The sequence below is a fragment of the Sphingomonas koreensis genome (assembly GCF_002797435.1).
GTDB classification, from domain to species: domain Bacteria; phylum Pseudomonadota; class Alphaproteobacteria; order Sphingomonadales; family Sphingomonadaceae; genus Sphingomonas; species Sphingomonas koreensis.
This window is the reverse complement of sequence record NZ_PGEN01000001.1, coordinates 1205474-1221821: the sequence shown is the minus strand read 5'-3', so window position 1 is coordinate 1221821 and position 16348 is coordinate 1205474. Positions and strand designations below refer to the sequence as shown.

Annotated in this window: 6 protein-coding genes and 2 pseudogenes; 7 read left to right on the top strand and 1 reads right to left on the bottom strand. The window is 63.2% G+C overall.

Annotated features, from left to right (window positions below; translation table 11 throughout):
* Nucleotides 1-127 precede the first annotated feature (127 nt).
* From rlxS to BDW16_RS21920, 6 genes and pseudogenes are all read left to right on the top strand, one after another.
* A pseudogene (rlxS, locus tag BDW16_RS21925) lies at nucleotides 128-2211 on the top strand (relaxase/mobilization nuclease RlxS).
* 267 nt (nucleotides 2212-2478) lie between these two features.
* Entirely contained in the window at nucleotides 2479-12702 is a 10224-nt protein-coding gene (locus BDW16_RS05830; RefSeq protein WP_066581219.1) for an HYD1 signature containing ADP-ribosyltransferase family protein, read from the top strand.
* Complete coding sequence (locus tag BDW16_RS05825) at nucleotides 12699-12977, top strand: DUF6881 domain-containing protein (RefSeq protein WP_066581221.1); 279 nt, start codon at nucleotides 12699-12701, stop codon at nucleotides 12975-12977. The genes BDW16_RS05830 and BDW16_RS05825 overlap by 4 nt, the downstream gene beginning before the upstream one ends.
* Nucleotides 12978-12982: 5 nt before the next feature.
* Entirely contained in the window at nucleotides 12983-13330 is a 348-nt protein-coding gene (locus BDW16_RS05820; protein ID WP_066581222.1) for a sigma factor-like helix-turn-helix DNA-binding protein, read from the top strand.
* A gap of 10 nt (nucleotides 13331-13340) precedes the next feature.
* A complete protein-coding gene (locus BDW16_RS05815) occupies nucleotides 13341-13682 on the top strand; it encodes a hypothetical protein (protein ID WP_066581223.1) in 342 nt (113 codons plus the stop codon).
* Between the two features lie 17 nt (nucleotides 13683-13699).
* Nucleotides 13700-13954 carry a DUF6118 family protein gene (locus BDW16_RS21920; protein WP_371836735.1) on the top strand — a complete coding sequence of 85 codons (255 nt, stop codon included), beginning with the start codon at nucleotides 13700-13702 and terminating at the stop codon, nucleotides 13952-13954.
* A gap of 212 nt (nucleotides 13955-14166) precedes the next feature.
* Here the strand turns inward: BDW16_RS21920 and BDW16_RS05805 are convergent, their stop codons facing one another.
* A complete protein-coding gene (locus tag BDW16_RS05805; protein WP_066581225.1) occupies nucleotides 14167-15627 on the bottom strand; it encodes a serine hydrolase domain-containing protein in 1461 nt (486 codons plus the stop codon).
* A gap of 274 nt (nucleotides 15628-15901) precedes the next feature.
* Here BDW16_RS05805 and BDW16_RS05800 point away from each other — a divergent pair.
* Nucleotides 15902-16081: pseudogene (locus tag BDW16_RS05800) on the top strand (transposase); the annotation flags it as partial.
* Between the last annotated feature and the right edge of the window lie 267 nt (nucleotides 16082-16348).

The following is a 16348-nucleotide window of genomic DNA, read 5'->3' as shown; positions in this document are numbered from 1 at the left end:
GGGTAAGGCAAGATGAAGCAATGGTGCCAACTCTGCGAGCCGGCACCATAAGCGGTTGTCTGCACATCGTTATTCTCGAGTCTGACGCTCGATTTCCGGCACCTCTCTGGTGGAGGTGGTGCCAGGCATGGCGCAAGGCGGCTCCAATCCTGACGAAATTTGGCACCGGTTTTCCTGGGCGCCGGTGACGCGCACACTGGCGTTCGGATGGATTCCGAGTGAGCCGGCCATGAGTGACGACGACGAACTCGAGCCTCGATTGAGGCGTATGCGAGCCAGCGGGAAGGGGCAGGGCCGGAAGTTCCTTCATCGCGTCCTCGCCGCGGCAAATCTCGCACAGGCTGGCAGCGCGACGGGCGGACGGAGTAACCGTTTCGACGGCAGTCGGATCGGACGTGGCGCGGGCGTTGGCTGCGTGCTCGCCAGCCGCGATGTCTATGGGGCCTTTCGCCAGCGCCGGGTCATCGCCAAATCCCGCATCGTCAAACTGGCAGGCAAGGGCAGGGCGGCGGCGCGCGCCCATCTCCGCTATATCGAGCGTGACGGCACGACCCGCGATTGTGGACGAGGACAGCTCTACGGGGCCGAGGCGGATCAAGTCGACGGGATGGCTTTTCTCGATCGGCAGACGGGCGATCGCCACCAGTTCCGTTTCATCGTCTCGGCGGAGGATGGCGCCGAATATGATGATCTGAAGCCGCTGACGCGACGGCTGATGGAGCGAGTGGAACAGGATCTCGGCACCAGGCTGGATTGGGTCGCGGTCGATCACTTCAACACCGGCCACCCGCACAGCCGTATCATCGTGCGGGGGAAGGACGATCGCGACAAGGATTTGATCATCGCCCGCGAATATATGACCGAGGGTATGCGAGAGCGCGCCGCCGAACTGGTCGACCTCGATCTTGGCCCGCGCTCCACCGACGCGATCCGGGCAAGGCTGCGCACCGAAGTCGAGCAGGAACGGCTGACCAGTATCGATCGGGCGTTGCTGCGCGAAGCGGATGCGGACGTGCTCGTCAGCACCGCGGGGCGCGACGCCTTCGACCAGGCGGTCCGAATGGGGCGTCTGCGCAAGCTTGAGCGGATGGGGTTGGCGGAGCGGGTCGGCGGGGCGCATTGGCGGCTTGCACCCGATACCGCCGAAACCCTCCGCCGCATGGGTGAGCGCGGCGATATCATCCGGACCATGCAGCGAGCCTTTGCCGCGCGAGGCCAGGTGCGGGCGCTCACCAATCAGGCCATCTATGATCCAGCGGTTGAGGGCGTGCGCCCGATTGTCGGGAGAATCGTCGAACGGGCTTGTCCGACGAGCTCAACGATCGCCACTATCTGCTGGTCGATGCGACTGACGGTCGCACCCATTATGTCGAGGTCGGAAAGGGCGAATATCTCGAGGTGCATTCCGCCGGCGCGATCGTGCGCGTCGAGCCTATGGCATTCGGCGTGCGCGATTCTGATCGCGTCGTCGCCGAGATCGCTGCGGCCAATGACGGCCACTACGATGTCGATCTGCACCTGCGACACGACCCTTCTGCGACCGAGGCGTTTGCCGAGGCGCATGTTCGTCACCTGGAAGCGATCCGCCGACTGACGGACGGCGTCACGCGCGAGGCCGATGGGACATGGATCATCGCGCCCGATCATCTGGCCCGTGCTGCGGCCTATGAGACGGCGTGCGCGAAAGATCGGCCGGTGATCGTGGAGACGCTGTCGCCGCAGCCCTTGGAGCAACTTGTCCCCGTCGATGCCGCGAGCTGGCTCGATCGCGAAATGATCTCTGCCGAACCTATGCCGTTGCGCGGCGCCGGTTTCGGTCATGACGTGCGTGAAGCGCAGGGACGCCGTCGGCAATGGCTAGTCGCACAGGGGCTGGCACAGGAATCCGGCGGGGGCGTAAGCTATCGACCCGATATGATCGAGACGTTACGGCGGCTTGAGTTGATGCGCGTGGGTGCCCAGTTGTCGAAGGGGCTCGGCATTCCCTTCGCCGAGACCGAGACGGGCGGGCAGGTGACGGGCATTTATCGACGACATATCGACATGCTCAGCGGTCGATATGCGCTGATCGAAAAATCGCGTGAGTTTACGCTCGTGCCATGGTGGCCGGTGCTCGAACGTCAGGCCGGCAAGACCGTATCCGGGATTGTTCGCGGCAACGGCATCAGCTGGAGCTTCGGACGGGGACGGGGCGGCCCGAGCATTTCATGACGGAAGTTCTGCTGAGTTTTTCGACCATGTGCTCGTTAACTCCCTACCGGCAGATTCTGGGCCGATGGCGGACTGGCGGCTCTCGGTTGAGGCTACCGCGTAAGCAGACATTGGAGTCTCAGCCGGGCAACACCGATGATCGGAGATCGCCACGGATGGTTTGCGCCGGCGAGACGCCGTGAAGTATTTTCCTAAACTCTGTCCGGATTCCTTCGATCTCCTCTCTGAAAGGCCGGTTTTGCGGCCGACGCGGTTGGGGGATTTGCGATGGTTGCCATTTTCACCGGAGCCGGGACGGGGTTCGAGCGCGGATCGGGGAACGTCATTGGCGGGGGCGGGCTACTGGGCTCGGCAGCACAAGGGCGCGGCGGTGACAATATCTTTCTCAATGCCGCCAACGGCAATTTGCTGATCAGCCGCCAGGACGAGTTCCTCTCCGGCCGCGGTCCCGATATCGGCATCAACCGCACTTATAACAGCCTCGGCAACTTCAGCGACGACAATGGCGACAATTGGCGCCAGAGCATGGACCGGCGCGTGTTCGGGTTCACGGGAACCGTCAATACCGCCGGCAGCTATGTGATGCGCCGCGGTGCGGACGGCGCCGAGGTAAAGTATAGCTGGAACGGCTCGGCCTATGTCGCGACCGATGGGTCGGGCAGCTACGACACGCTCACCTATAACGGCAACTGGACCTGGACCGACGGCGACAGCCGGGTCACCGAGGTCTATACCTCCCTCAATGGCGTGGACTGGCAGATCGTCTCGCAGACCGACGTAGCCGGCAACAGCCTCACCTTCACCTACACCGGCGATAAACTGACCCAGGTGACCACCGCCGATGGCGGCTACACCCAGCTTACCTGGTCGGGCAGCAACATCACCAGCCTGGTCACCTATAGCCACGGCATCGGCCTCACCCGCACCCGCTACAGCTATGACGGGTACAACCGCCTCTCGACTGTCACCGTCGATCTCACGCCCAACGACGCCAGCGTCGGCGACGGCAACGCCTATACGACGACCTACAGCTATCACGGCACGTCCAAGCTGGTCGCGAGCATCAGCCAGACCGATGGCTCCCATGTCGCCTTCACCTATGACGGGTCCGGCCGGGTCGATTCCATCACCCAGACCGTGGCGAGCGGCATCACCCGCACCACCACCATCGCCTATGGCGCGGGCTATACGACGGTCGCCGATCCGATGGGGCAGGCTGTCACGCTATACTATGATGGCGCGGGCCAGCTCACCCAGATCGCCTCGCCGCCCGCTTATGCCGGCGCAGCGGCCCAGATTGTCCAGTTCGGCTATAACGGCAACGGCGATCTCACCAGCGTCACCGACGCAGCCGGCCTGGCATCGACCTACACCTATGACGGCAACGGCAACGTCCTCACCGCCATCGACCGGACCGGAAACACCATCACCCGCACCTACAACGCGGCCAATCAGGTGTTGACCGAAACGCGCATGGGCTCCGACCGGGATTCAGCGAACGCCAGCCACACCACCCGCTACGTCTACGACGCAGCCAACCTGCTCAAGCATGTCGTGAGCGCCGAAGGACTCGTGACGAGCTACTGGTATAATAGCTATGGCGAGCGCTACTGGTCGGAAAACTATTCCGAATATCACTATGATGTGAGCGGCCTTTCGTCCGATACGGCCCTTTCGCTCGCGCAGCTCACCAGCTGGTGGAACGCGAACCCGGACAAGACAAAGATGCAGAACGTCCAGGTCGATTATTTCGACGCTCGCGGCAACCTGCACCAACGGATCCATTATGGCGCGACGTATGCGGATGGAAACGCATCGACCGCAGATGGCTACACGCACAAATACTACACCTACGACCAGGCCGGACAGCTGCTGAACCGCGTTACCGCGACGCAGAACACCGAGCATTTCGTCTATGATGGTCTCGGGCGACTGACCTCGTCGACCGATCTCAACGGCGGCGTCACCAGCATCTACTTCAACGACGCGGCGACGCAGACCACGGTGACGCTGGCGGGCGGACTGGTGCAGGTCTCGACCTACAGCAAGGCCGGCGAGCTGCTGAGCGTCACCGAGAGCGGCGCCTATGCCACCGACAGCACCGCCAACAATGCCTATGACGCGAACGGCCGCCTGCGCTCCGCGACCGATGCGTCGGGCGTCGCCCATTACTATCTCTACGACAAGCTCGGCCGGAAGACCGCCGAGGTCAACGAAAATGGCAACCTGATCGAGTATCGCTACGACGCGCGCAATCGCCTCGTCGCAACCGCGCGCTTCGCTCTCAACGTGAGCAGTACGCACCTCGCCTTGGTCGCTGACCCCAATTCGACGATCGACGTGGCGACGATCCGCCCCGCGGTACACGCCTATGATATCTGGACCTGGCACGTTTACGATGCTGAAGGCCGCGTGCTCCAGGCGATCGACGGCGACGGTTCGACCACCAGCTACGACTATGACGCGTCGGGCCAGCTGATCCGCACGACCGGCTATGTCAACAAGCTGACCGCTGCGCAGCTCGCCGCCTTCCAGGCCACCACGCCGACTACGGTCGTGCTGCCGCCGGCGCACGCCAATGATGCCGTCGCGCGGGTCTTCTACGACAAGGATGGTCGCACCATCGGTGCACTCGACGGCATGGGCTATCTGACGCGCGTGGCCTATGACCGGGCTGGCCGTAAGGTGAAGGAGGTCGCCTACGCCAAGGCGACCGATTCCGCGCTGCGCGCGAGCGGTACCTTCCAGCAGCTGATCAACAGCACGGGTCCCAACCCCGACCCCGCCAACCGCCAGATGGACTATGTCTATGACGGTCAGGGCCTACTGCGGTATCAGATCGACGGGCTCGGCCAGGTCACCGAATATGGCTATGAATCCGATGTCGCCTGGGGCTCGATCGGGCTGGCGCGCAAGGTCACGACCTATGCGACCGCGATCAGCTTCCCTTCGGGTCTGACCTTTGCAGCGGTCAAGGCGGCGATCGCGTCGTCGGGCGCCGCCAGCAACACCGCCAACCGCACCAGCTGGGCGGTCTACGACACCGCCGGGCGCGTCGCCTATGCGATCGACGCTGGTGGCGCGGTCACCGGCTTCAGCTACGACACCAGCGGCCGCGTCACCAAGCAGGTCCAGTATGCGACGCTGCGCGCCACCACGTCGCTGCCGAGCCAGGCCGACATGGACAGCTGGGCCTCGGCAAACCCGACGGCCGTCGACCGCGTCACCCGCAACTATTACGACGCCCGGGGACAGCTGCGCTTCGCCATCGACGCTGAAGGCTATCTCACGCGCACCGACTATGATGCCGAGGGGCGTGTTACTCAGACGGTACGATACGACACCGCGGTATCAGCCGCCGATAGCTGGACCATCGCCGATGTGTTCAACGCCTGGAGCGGCACCTATGTCACCAATCTCTTCTACTACGACCCGGCCGGTCGCCTGACACTGGAGTATGATGGCGAGTTCAACCGGAAGGACTATGTCTACTATGCGACCGGTAAGCTCGCCTATGTATATACGGGCTACGGCACCGCGGATCAGACCTGGACCATCTATGTCTATGATGCCGCCGGCCGGAAGACGCATCATTATGATGCCTATGACACGCCCGAGCAGGCGCTGACCCAGTTCGTCTATGACGGCCTTGGCAATCTCATTCTGGTCTCGGACCCGCTCCACCGTACCACGACCTACACGCACGATAGTCTTGGCCGCGTCCTGACGCAGACCGATGCCGCGTCGGGTACGGTCAGCTACCAGTATAACGCATTCGGCGATGTCGTGCGCACCACCGACCAGCGCGGCAACTCGACTTATAACTACTACGACAGCTACGGCCGTGTTCTCTCGTCGCGCGATGCCGAAAATTATGTCACCGAGACCCGCTACACCGCGTTCGGCGAGATCGCGAACATCACGCGGCGCTTCAGCAAGGCGACCGGCACCCCCAGCGTCGATACGCTGCCTTCCTATGATGCGCACGCCAGCGACGCCACCACGACCTTCGCCTATGACAAGCTTGGACGGGTCACCAGCACCACCGATGCCGAAGGCAAGGTCGAGTATCGCTGGTACGACGCGTTCGGTAATCTTACGCAGACACAGAACAAGCTCGGCGGGGTCATCCAATACAGCTATGATCGACGCGGGCTTCAGCGCTGGCAGACGACCTATGCGCCAGTCCATGACAGCTCGGGCAACCAGGTTGCCGACCAGTCCTATAATGTGCGTTCTTATGATTCTCGCGGCAACCTCGTTCATTTGATCGAGGCATGGGGGCAGCCCGAGCAGCGCGACACGGCATTCGCCTACGATAGGGCGAACCGGCTGATCTCGAAGACAGGGGGCGACGTCAAAGTCGGCCTGTCGGGGGTCATGAATACCCCGGTGGAGACCTATGCCTATGACAAGCGCGGCAACCTGATCCAGACCAAGGATGCGACGAATGGTCGCCCGCTATTCTATTATTACTACGACGATCTCGACCGGAAGGTGGCGCAGATCGATGCGACCGGCGCGGTCACGCAGTATATCTACGACGCAGCGGGCAACCTCAAGCAGACCCGCGCTTTCGACACGCTGGTCACGCTGCCGGCGACACCCGGCGGCACCCTCGCCCTGCCTGGCGGCACCGCGCGCGACACCTACTATAATTACGACAACCTCAATCGCCTGACCTCGAGCTACAAGGATGCCGGGCGCACGGGCTATTGGAACGGCCTGGCGTTCGTCACCCAGACTGGCTCCGCCTTCACCTATTACGAGTATGACGCCGCCGGGAACGTCATCAAGACCACCGATCCCAACGGCGCCACCATTTTCTCCTATTACGACAAGCTCGGCCGCAAGACGCACGAGGTCGATCGCGAGAACTTCCTGACCAAATGGGAGTATGACGCGGAGGGCAATGTCCTGACCGAGCGCCGCTATGCGATCCAGGGCAGCACGCCGACCACCGCCGCGCCGCCGGTGATCGGCGAGACCGCGAGCGACCGCGTCACGCTGTTCAGCTACGACAAGCTCGGTCGCCGCCTCACCGAAACCCGCCATGGGGTCGAGGCGTGGTCGATCGATACCGGAACCGGCACGCTCACCGCTGACAATCGCAACGCGACGATCACCTACACCTATAATGCCCTCGGCCAGGTGCTCACCAAGACCGAGGCGAATGGCGACGTCACCACCTACACCTACGACAATGCCGGCCGCCTGATCAAAGAAACGCGTGCGTCCTACTACGACTATACCGGGGCGCTGGTCGCGCCGGAGCTGCGCTATTTCTACAACGGACTCGACCAGCTTACCTTCACCCGCCAAGTGGGTAGCTCCCTCTTCCACCGCACCACCTCGAACACCTATGAGGACGGGCGGCTGACCTCGACCACCGATGCGTCGGGGTTCACGCGCAACTATCATTATGACTCGATGGGCCGGCTGGTCGCCGAAAGCTATGACCGCCAGCTGTCGAACGGGACGACTGTCAGGGAAGCGATCTTCTACGTCCACGACGCCGCGGGCCGCGTGGTCACGCAGAGCTTCGCGCGCTTCGAGAACGGCAGCTGGACCCATACCGACGCGAGCGGTCAATATTACGACGCCACGCGGATGCGCTACAACGCGCATGGCGAGCTCACCGGCCGCGGCATCACCGCGGGCCCCTGGGCGACGGCCGCCTATCAGGAATATTACGACTATGACGCCAGCGGCCGCGTGCTGCGCAGCAATGCCGGCGACGGCGTGGTCAAATATTTCGCCTATGACAAGGCCGGCAACCAGACCCTCACCCTGACGTCGGAAGGCTCGGTCGATCTCACCGCGATCAACTATACCGACCTGATCGACGCGATCGACGGCAACGCCGACACAGCCCATTCCGGCATCGCCGCAACGCTGGCCGTCTATGATCGCCGCGGCATGGTCACCCAGACCCGCGCGCCCGGCCGCAATCTCTCGACGACCAGTTCCACCACTACCGACATCATCGCCTCGCGCAGCTACAACGCGTTCGGCGAAGTCCTCTCGGAGACCGACGCGCGCGGCTACACCACCAGCTTCACATACAACAACATGGGCCGGCTGCTGACCAGGGTATCGCCGCAGGTCAGCGTTACCAGCGAGAGCGGCGTCGTCTCCACCGTCAACCCGACCGAGCATTATCGCTACGACATCTCGGGTCGTCTGATCGGCTCGGTCGATGCCAATGGCAACCTCACCACTCGCCTGCTCCTGGCCGGCACCGGCCATGGCGGCAGCGAAGCGCTGACCGCGAAGGAATTCCACGCCGATGGCGGCGTGCTCCAGACCTTCTACGACGGCTATGGCGACGCGCGCATCCTGCGCAACGAGCTCGGCAAGGACGAGCAGCACAGCTATGACGGCATGGGCCGGGTCACCCAGATCATCCGCCGCGACAATCCCGGCTGGGGCCAGCTTACCGAGTATTTCGCCTATGACGGGCTTGGCCAGCGCATCCAGCAATGGAACTCGTTCCAGGGCTCGGGCAACAAGGCTTTGACCGACTATGACGCGCAGGGCCGCGTCATCTCATCGGTCGCGATCGGCGGCGACACCACCTCCACCAGCTACCAGTGGAGCTACACCCTCGCCACCAGCGGCCTCGGCACATTCGGCGGGTGGACAACCACCACTACCTATCACAACGGCAAGACCAGCATCGAGAAGGCCGACATGTTCGGCCACACCGTCCAGACCACCGACATGGGCGGCAATGTCGCCAACATGACCTTTGATCGCGCGGGCCGAATGGCGAGCCGGGTGACCGGCAACGAAACCACGACCTATGGCTGGCTCAACAGCAACCTGATCGGCACGATCACCACGGGCTATGGCGACCCCGTCAGCGCCCCGCACAGCCCGGGCCACAACTTCGCGTTCACCGTCCAGACCTCCGCCTATGACGCCAACGGGAACAAGGTCAGCGAGGTGTCCAGCAAGCAACGTGGCGATTGGGATCTGCAGTTCATCAACGGCGAATATTACGAGTGGTACTATCCCAGCGGACAGACGCTCCAGAACGCCAGCGCGACCTATGACGCGCTCAATCGCCTGACCAACTGGGTCGAGGCCGGGACGACCACCGCGGCGGAGGCAAGCACCGCCCACGCCTATGACGCCAACGGCAATATCCGCCGCACCACCGCCAGCTTCCGGCACCTCGACCCCTATGGCGCGCCCTATGGCACCGTCACCACCACCGATCACTGGTATCGCTATGACAGCATGAACCGCGTGGTCACCGCCAAGGGTGTGCAGACCGGCAGCGGCATCGCCCGCGGCACCCAAGGTGTCGATATTCTCTACGATGCCGCTGGTAATCGCGTCCAATCACTGCGCACGGTGACGGCGTGGGGCCAAGCCTGGGCCGAGATTTATGGCTGGCCTGAATCCACTTGGCAGTATGTTGAGGCCCCCTATCAGGCGGATCTGCGCGAAGACTATACCTATTGGTCCGGCGGCCAGCTGCGCGAGGTGCGGATCGCCAAGACGGGCTATATCGACAACGGCGATGGCACGGTCAGGCCGGATGGGCCGCTGCCCGGCGCCGGCGCGCTCAAGGCCAGCTACTGGTACGATCAGCTCGGCCGGCTCACCCATCAGGTCGATTGGTCGATCGAGCCAACCGACCCGAATAACGATCCCAACGCACTGGGGCAGGCGATTTACGACCGGACCCTCATCTACAACGACAAGGGCCAGGTCAGCTCAGAGACCGTCGTCCAACGCGACGGCGGCATCGCTCAGACCAGCACGACCACCAACTACTACGACAGCGACTATAACGACGCGACCCTCGGCGACTATGCGCTGGGTGCCGTGGTGCGCAGCTTCACCAGCGTATCGCGCACCAACACCCCGTGGTCGAGCTCGACCGTCAACAACTATTATGAGTGGCGCGACGGCGCAGTGCTCGCCTCGACCACGCTCAGCGGCACCACCAGCGGCACCACCACCTACCACCGCAATGGGTCGGGCGTGCTCGACAGGGCAGAGATCGTCGACGGCCGCCAGCGCAAGGTGACCTACCATAACGATGTCAACGGCCAGGTGCTCCGCCGCAACGAGCAGGACTATGCCGCCACCGGGGACCCGCAGGAGATCTGGTACCGTTTCAACGGCAAGCAGATGGGCTATGTCGGCAACAACGGCACGCTCAACACCGACTACCAGTCCTCGGTCGACGGGCGCGAGCTGACGCAAGGGTCGGGCGCGTTCCACAACGGGGCGAGCTACGGCAGCTCCTACGCCGATTTCGACCAGTTCTACGAGGGCATCACCAGCCACAGCCAGGGCGGCGCGGGCGGGAGCTACACCGTGCGTGGCGGCGAGACGCTCGAGGGCCTCGCCGCACAGATGTGGGGCGATTCCAGCCTGTGGTACAAGCTGGCCGAGGCCAACGGCCTGTCCGCCGGCACCAGCCTGGTCACGGGCCAGACACTCCACATCCCCTCCGGTGTCAGCCGCTCGCAGCATAATGCGACGACCTTCACCCCCTACGACCCCGCCGAAACCCTCGGCGACACCAACCCCACCACCCCAACCCCGCAAAAGCCCAAGAAGGGCAACAAATGCGGCGTGTTCGGGCAAATCCTGATGGTGGCAATCGCCGTGGCGGTGACGGTCGCATTGCGTGTCCCAGCGGCCAAGCTGTTCGCCAACCTCGGCCTGGGGTCTGCTGTGGGTTCGGGCACTGCTATAGCCACGGCGGGGGCCGGGCTTTCGATCGGCGCAACGAGCGCGGCCGGTATCGCGGGCACGATTGGCGCGGCTGCCGTTGGCAGCGTGGCGAGTCAGGCATTTGGACTGGCGACCGGCATCCAGCAGGGCGGGTTCAACTGGAAGGGGGTTGGGCTATCCGCGATCGGAGCAGGGATCGGTAGCGGGCTGGGCGCGATTTCGGCGCTCAAGGACATCGCAGGTAGCCCGTTCCTGAGCGGCGCGGTGCGCGGGGCACTCGGCAACGCACTGACTCAGGGCGTTGGGATCGCTACCGGCCTTCAGAGCAAGTTCGACTTTGCCGGCGTCGCGGTCGGTGCGGCGGTCGGCGGCGTGGTCGGTGGCCTCGGCAAGACGCTCGGGGTCGATTGGGATGGCGGCATCAATGCTGCCAACATGAGCAAGCAGTTAGTCGCCAGTACCGCGGGCGCAATCGCGGGTTCGGCGGCACGTAGCCTGCTCACTGGTAGCAGCTTCGGAGACAACATTCTGGCTGCGCTTCCCGATGTCATCGGCTCAACTATCGGCGGCGCCGTGGCGGGTGAGTTGCGGGGGGCGCCAGAGCTGGTGAGCCGCGGCGGCGACGGACAAAACTCCGGCTATGAGATTGGGCTGGCCGGTAAGCTACGCCTCAAGGCGGCCAGCTTCCCCGGAAGTGAAATCTTTTCCCGTAGCTCATTCGCAGCCCATGCTTCCGAAAGCTGGGGAGACTGGGTCACTGGTACGATCAAGACGTGGGTTGTCGATCCGGTCACGGGCGCGAGGGACTGGGCGGGTCAACAGCTCGATGCGGACGGAAACGGCTCGTTTGACGGGCAGGATATCGTCATCACGGGGCGGCGGGTTGCGAGCAACATATCGCGTATCGCGAGCTTTGATACGAACAGATATGTTCGGGAATTCCTGTCGAGCAAAATATCCAGCGCGATCAACTCGGCGAACCAGGTCAACATCAACGCACAGCGTAGTGGGACAATATCAAGAATTCTGGAAGCCAGTGGCATGCCGCGAGCTGCGGCGGTGGTTCGCGGTGTCACCGGAGCACGGGGACAATTTCTTATCAAGTCGTTGGGCGGCACAGCCAACTTCGCTGTGAACACGCTGTTTGGATCCCACGGGTCGATTGCCAACAATATTATGGCTCAAGTCGTCGCAACGGGCCAGTACGCCGTGAACGGTATGGTGAGCGATATCAAAACGCATTTCAGCGGTGCCCTCTCGGACGTGACCAGCGGCAACGTGGCGCAGATCGAACGTGGTACCCGTAACTTCTCGGTCGCAGGTCTTGAGGTTGCTACCGTCTTTGCTCCGGCCACCAAAGCCGGCGCGATTGGCCGGCTTCGCTCACCTGGCATTGCTGGCGATGTGGTCGTTGCCGCAGAGACAGCAGGCGTTGGCGGCAGCGGCGGGCGGCAAGTCCTGTATCACTACACCAACGAGGCGGGCGCAGCGGGCATCGCCGAGAGCGGCTCGCTCAATCCGTCCCTGTGGCGTGTCGGCACGAAGGATGTCCGATACGGTAACGGGCAGTATGTCTCTGACATCATCCCCGGCACGAAGACACCCGCCCAGTTGTCGAGGGAGTTCCTCGGCCAGCCATTCCAAGGTAATCGTTTCACGCACTATGTTGAGATTGACGCGACGGGGCTAGGAGCGGTGCAGGGCCGCGCTGGCGTCTATGTTATTCCCAACGAAGTGCCGCTTGATCTCACGGGCAGGCTGATCAGCAGTGGAAGGGTTCCAGTGAAATGAAATACGTCAAGGTGAAGTGGCTGCACTCCTTGGATGACACCCCGGTGCTGCTCTACAGCGAACTCAATCCCGAGCTGTGGGAGGTCCGCAAGGTCGAGGTCTATGCCGATGGCCGGATGGACTTTGCAGATCGCGAGGGACGCTCCGGTAGCACGAAGCTCGGCATAGAACCATTGCCCCCGTTGGACGAGATCGCGGCTGATCCCGAGTTCGAGCCGATGACCATCTCTGCCGCCGAGTTCGAGACGGTGTGGGAGCAGGCGAAGGCCGAGTAAGCGCCGTGGCCCAGCGGGCGCATGACCGCCTGCCCGATGCCGAGTTGACCCCGGAGCTGATCGGTGCCCGGCTCGACGCGATGCCGGAGCTGCCGCGATCGGTGTTCCTGTTGCGTCACCTGGACGGGCTGGAGGTGGCGGCGATCGGCGCGCAGCTCGGCATGTCGATCGAGGCCGTGGAGCGCGAGCTGGCGCGTGCGATCGACGTGCTGATCTGGGGTGTCGCGCAGGCCGAGTCGTTGATCCGCAAACGGCTCCCCGAGCTTGGAATCCGTGCACGCGAGGGTGCTTCGATATCCCACAGCATCCAGGACTGGCTCGGCCTCTCGCGCGGCCGCGGGCTGGGCCGATAGACCACGTCACATGGATCAGAACAGCGCCCCTAGCATCGATACTAGCCTCGCCGCTCACGCGTCTGGCGAGCTTCGCGCCGAGATCAGCCTGCTTCGCCGGGCGGTCGAACGCTTGACCGACGAATGGACCTCGCAGCCGGATTATGCGCCGAGTTTGGAGGGGATCAGCAAGCGGCTGGAGGATGTCTGCGTATGGGCGCAGCGTGTGTCCGAGAAGCCTGCGTTGAAGCTGACGCCCGAAAGCCTCGGCAATGAGATCGCCACCGCGGCGGCGGGCAGTCGCGCAGACGATCCGCGTTTGCTGGAAAGAGCTACGGCCGCCATAGATGCAAGCGCCAGCCGCATGCCTTAGTTGCGCGGTCGCGCTCAATCGCCGAGCAGGACCGCGAGTTATTCAGGAACCGTATCGCGTTCGGGGTTGCCGGCATGGTGACGTTCGCCATTCTCCCGGGTGCTGTTGCGCGGTCCTTGCCAGTGCGTTGGGCTGTGCTCGAGCGGATTGCAGCCCGCATGCTGGGGACTGACATGTGGCGTGCCGGACAGGGCATGATGGCGAAGGCAGATCCGGATCGATGGAATCAGATCGTTGACCGGGAGCAGGCTAAGGCGCCGTTCGGGAAATAGCGTCAGCTACGCGCCCCAATAGCCGCGATTCAAGACGAACGGACATAACCCCGAGATCAGTCATTCCGGTCTTGCCCCGGTAGTCGCTCAAACCTTTATGGCGGCCGCCGATACCGCGTTCCCGTTGGGGACGCGGCAACCAAACTCCCTCGGTGAGACCGCCGGGTCCGGGCAGCGCTCCTAAGGATGCCGCCCTTCCCCCTCCCCCTGGATCAGTCGGGTTTGCGAACGAAGCGAACCGGCGCCGTCCCGTCCATCTCGAGCGCGAATCCATCGATGCGGGTGCCCGATTTGCTGAGTTGCAGCTGGAACATCGGCGAGACGATCCGGTCGCCGCCGATCTGGAACAGCGGCAGCCCCATCGCGGCAAAGTCGAACGGCGTGCGGCGCGGACCGGCCTCGATCACCAGCGACGCGCCATTGCGGCGGATCACATAGTCGGCATCGATCTGATCGCTGCGATAGCGGCCAGCGATTGCATCCAGCAGTGCGGGCGAAATCGGCACCGCGCCATCGGGCAGCTTCATGTCATCGTCGCTGCCCGGCGCGCGCGGCGGCTCCGTGAACTCAGCGGCCAGGAACAGATCGGCGATCTGGTTGGCTCGGGCCGCCGGATCGGCGGAATCGACGTTGCACAGCACCGACACACCGAAACGCTGTTTGGGAAAGCGGACCAGATCGGCGACATAGCCCGCCCAGGACCCGCCGTGACGCACCACGTCCAGCCCGCGATGACGGCCAAGCCCAACCCCGCCCGCATAGATCGTACCGGAGCCGGTCGCCACCGGCTTGCCGTTCGGGAAATGGGCGACGCGCAGCATTTCGGCCTTCACCGCCGGGGTCCAGACGGCCCCCCGGTCGAAATCCGCATCCCATTTCTGAAGATCGCCGACGGTGGTGAAGACCGCGCCATCGCCCGGTACTTCGAGGTTGCTGCCGCCCACGGTCAGCCCCTTCTTCTCATCGGCATGATAGCCGTAGGCGCGCCTGGGCACGATCCGGCCGGCATCGTCATGGACATGGGTGTTGGCCATGCCCAGCGGCTTGAAGATGCGTTCATCGGAAAAGGCGGCAAGGGACTTGCCCGAAGCGCGGGCGACGATTTCCCCCAACAGGACATAGCCGGTATTGCTGTAGCTGAAGCCCGTGCCCGGCGCGAACATCAGCGCATCCTGACGCGCCATCAGATCGAAAATCTCGGGCAACGAGATCCCGTCACGCTCTTTCTGCCCGCGCAGGAACATGAGGTTCAGGAAATCGGGAATCCCGCTGCTGTGATGGATCAGATGGCGGACCGTGATCTTGCTGCCATAATCGCGCAGTTCGGGCATGAAGCGGCGAATATCGTCGTCGAGCGAGATCTTGCCGTCTTGGGCCAGCAGGATCGCCGCCATCGCGGTGAACTGCTTCGACACCGACCCGATATCGAACACCGTCGCATCCGTGATCGGCACGCGAAGTTCGACATTCGCCAGACCATAGCCACGCGCGGCGAGCAGCTTGCCGTCGCGATAGACCCCGATGGCGCAGCCCGGGGCGTCCGCGCCGATATCCTTGAAGATCGCATCGAGGCGCGCGCTCGTTGCGGAAGGAAGCGCCGGCGCGGACTGCGCCGTGGCAGCGCCCGCCGTCAGGGCGCTACAAGCGGCAGCGGCGAGCAAGAACTGTTTCATTCAAATCATCTCCCGGAATATTCTGTCGGTTCGCACTAGGTCGCGAACTCATAAATCGATAGGGGGGCGGCAGATTGATGCCGCAAGGACAGTCGCTAAAGCGGGGCGATGCTTTCCCTTGATGATCCTCGTTGGGGCGATCTTCAGCATGCCTACGGAAGTGCCGTTGATGTGTCGGACCTGCTGCGGATGCTAGGGTCAGGACGCATTGATGTGAGAGGCGCGATCTGATTCAGGCTTTGCGAGGAGACCGATTGTGAGCGACCTGCACTAGCTGACGGTCGAGCAAATGGCGCCGCTCGAGCCGCATTTTCCGAAGAGCCATGGCAGGCCGAGGATTGACGATCATCGGCGCGTGTTGAGCGGGATCAGCTTCGTTAATCGTACCGGCCTGCGCTGGCGGGATGCGCCGAAGGATTGCGGCCCGCACAAGACGCTCTACAATCGTTGGAAGCACTAGGGTCAGATGAGCGTCTTCACCTGGACAATGGAAGGCTCTCTGCTGGCGCTTAGTGCAAGGGATGATGCAGTAACGGATCTATTCGTTCGAAATGGTTCACACCTTGCAAACCTATTTTTGCTCAAGAATCGAAGCGATTGCGATTGACAAACGTTGAGTTGAAAATAGAAATTTATCAAAGCTGAAGTTTTCCGTTGCCGGTTAGTGAAGGCGACTTGGGTCCGGATAGGCGTTGAGCTAGTCGCGGCCGCCGTTTGGCCG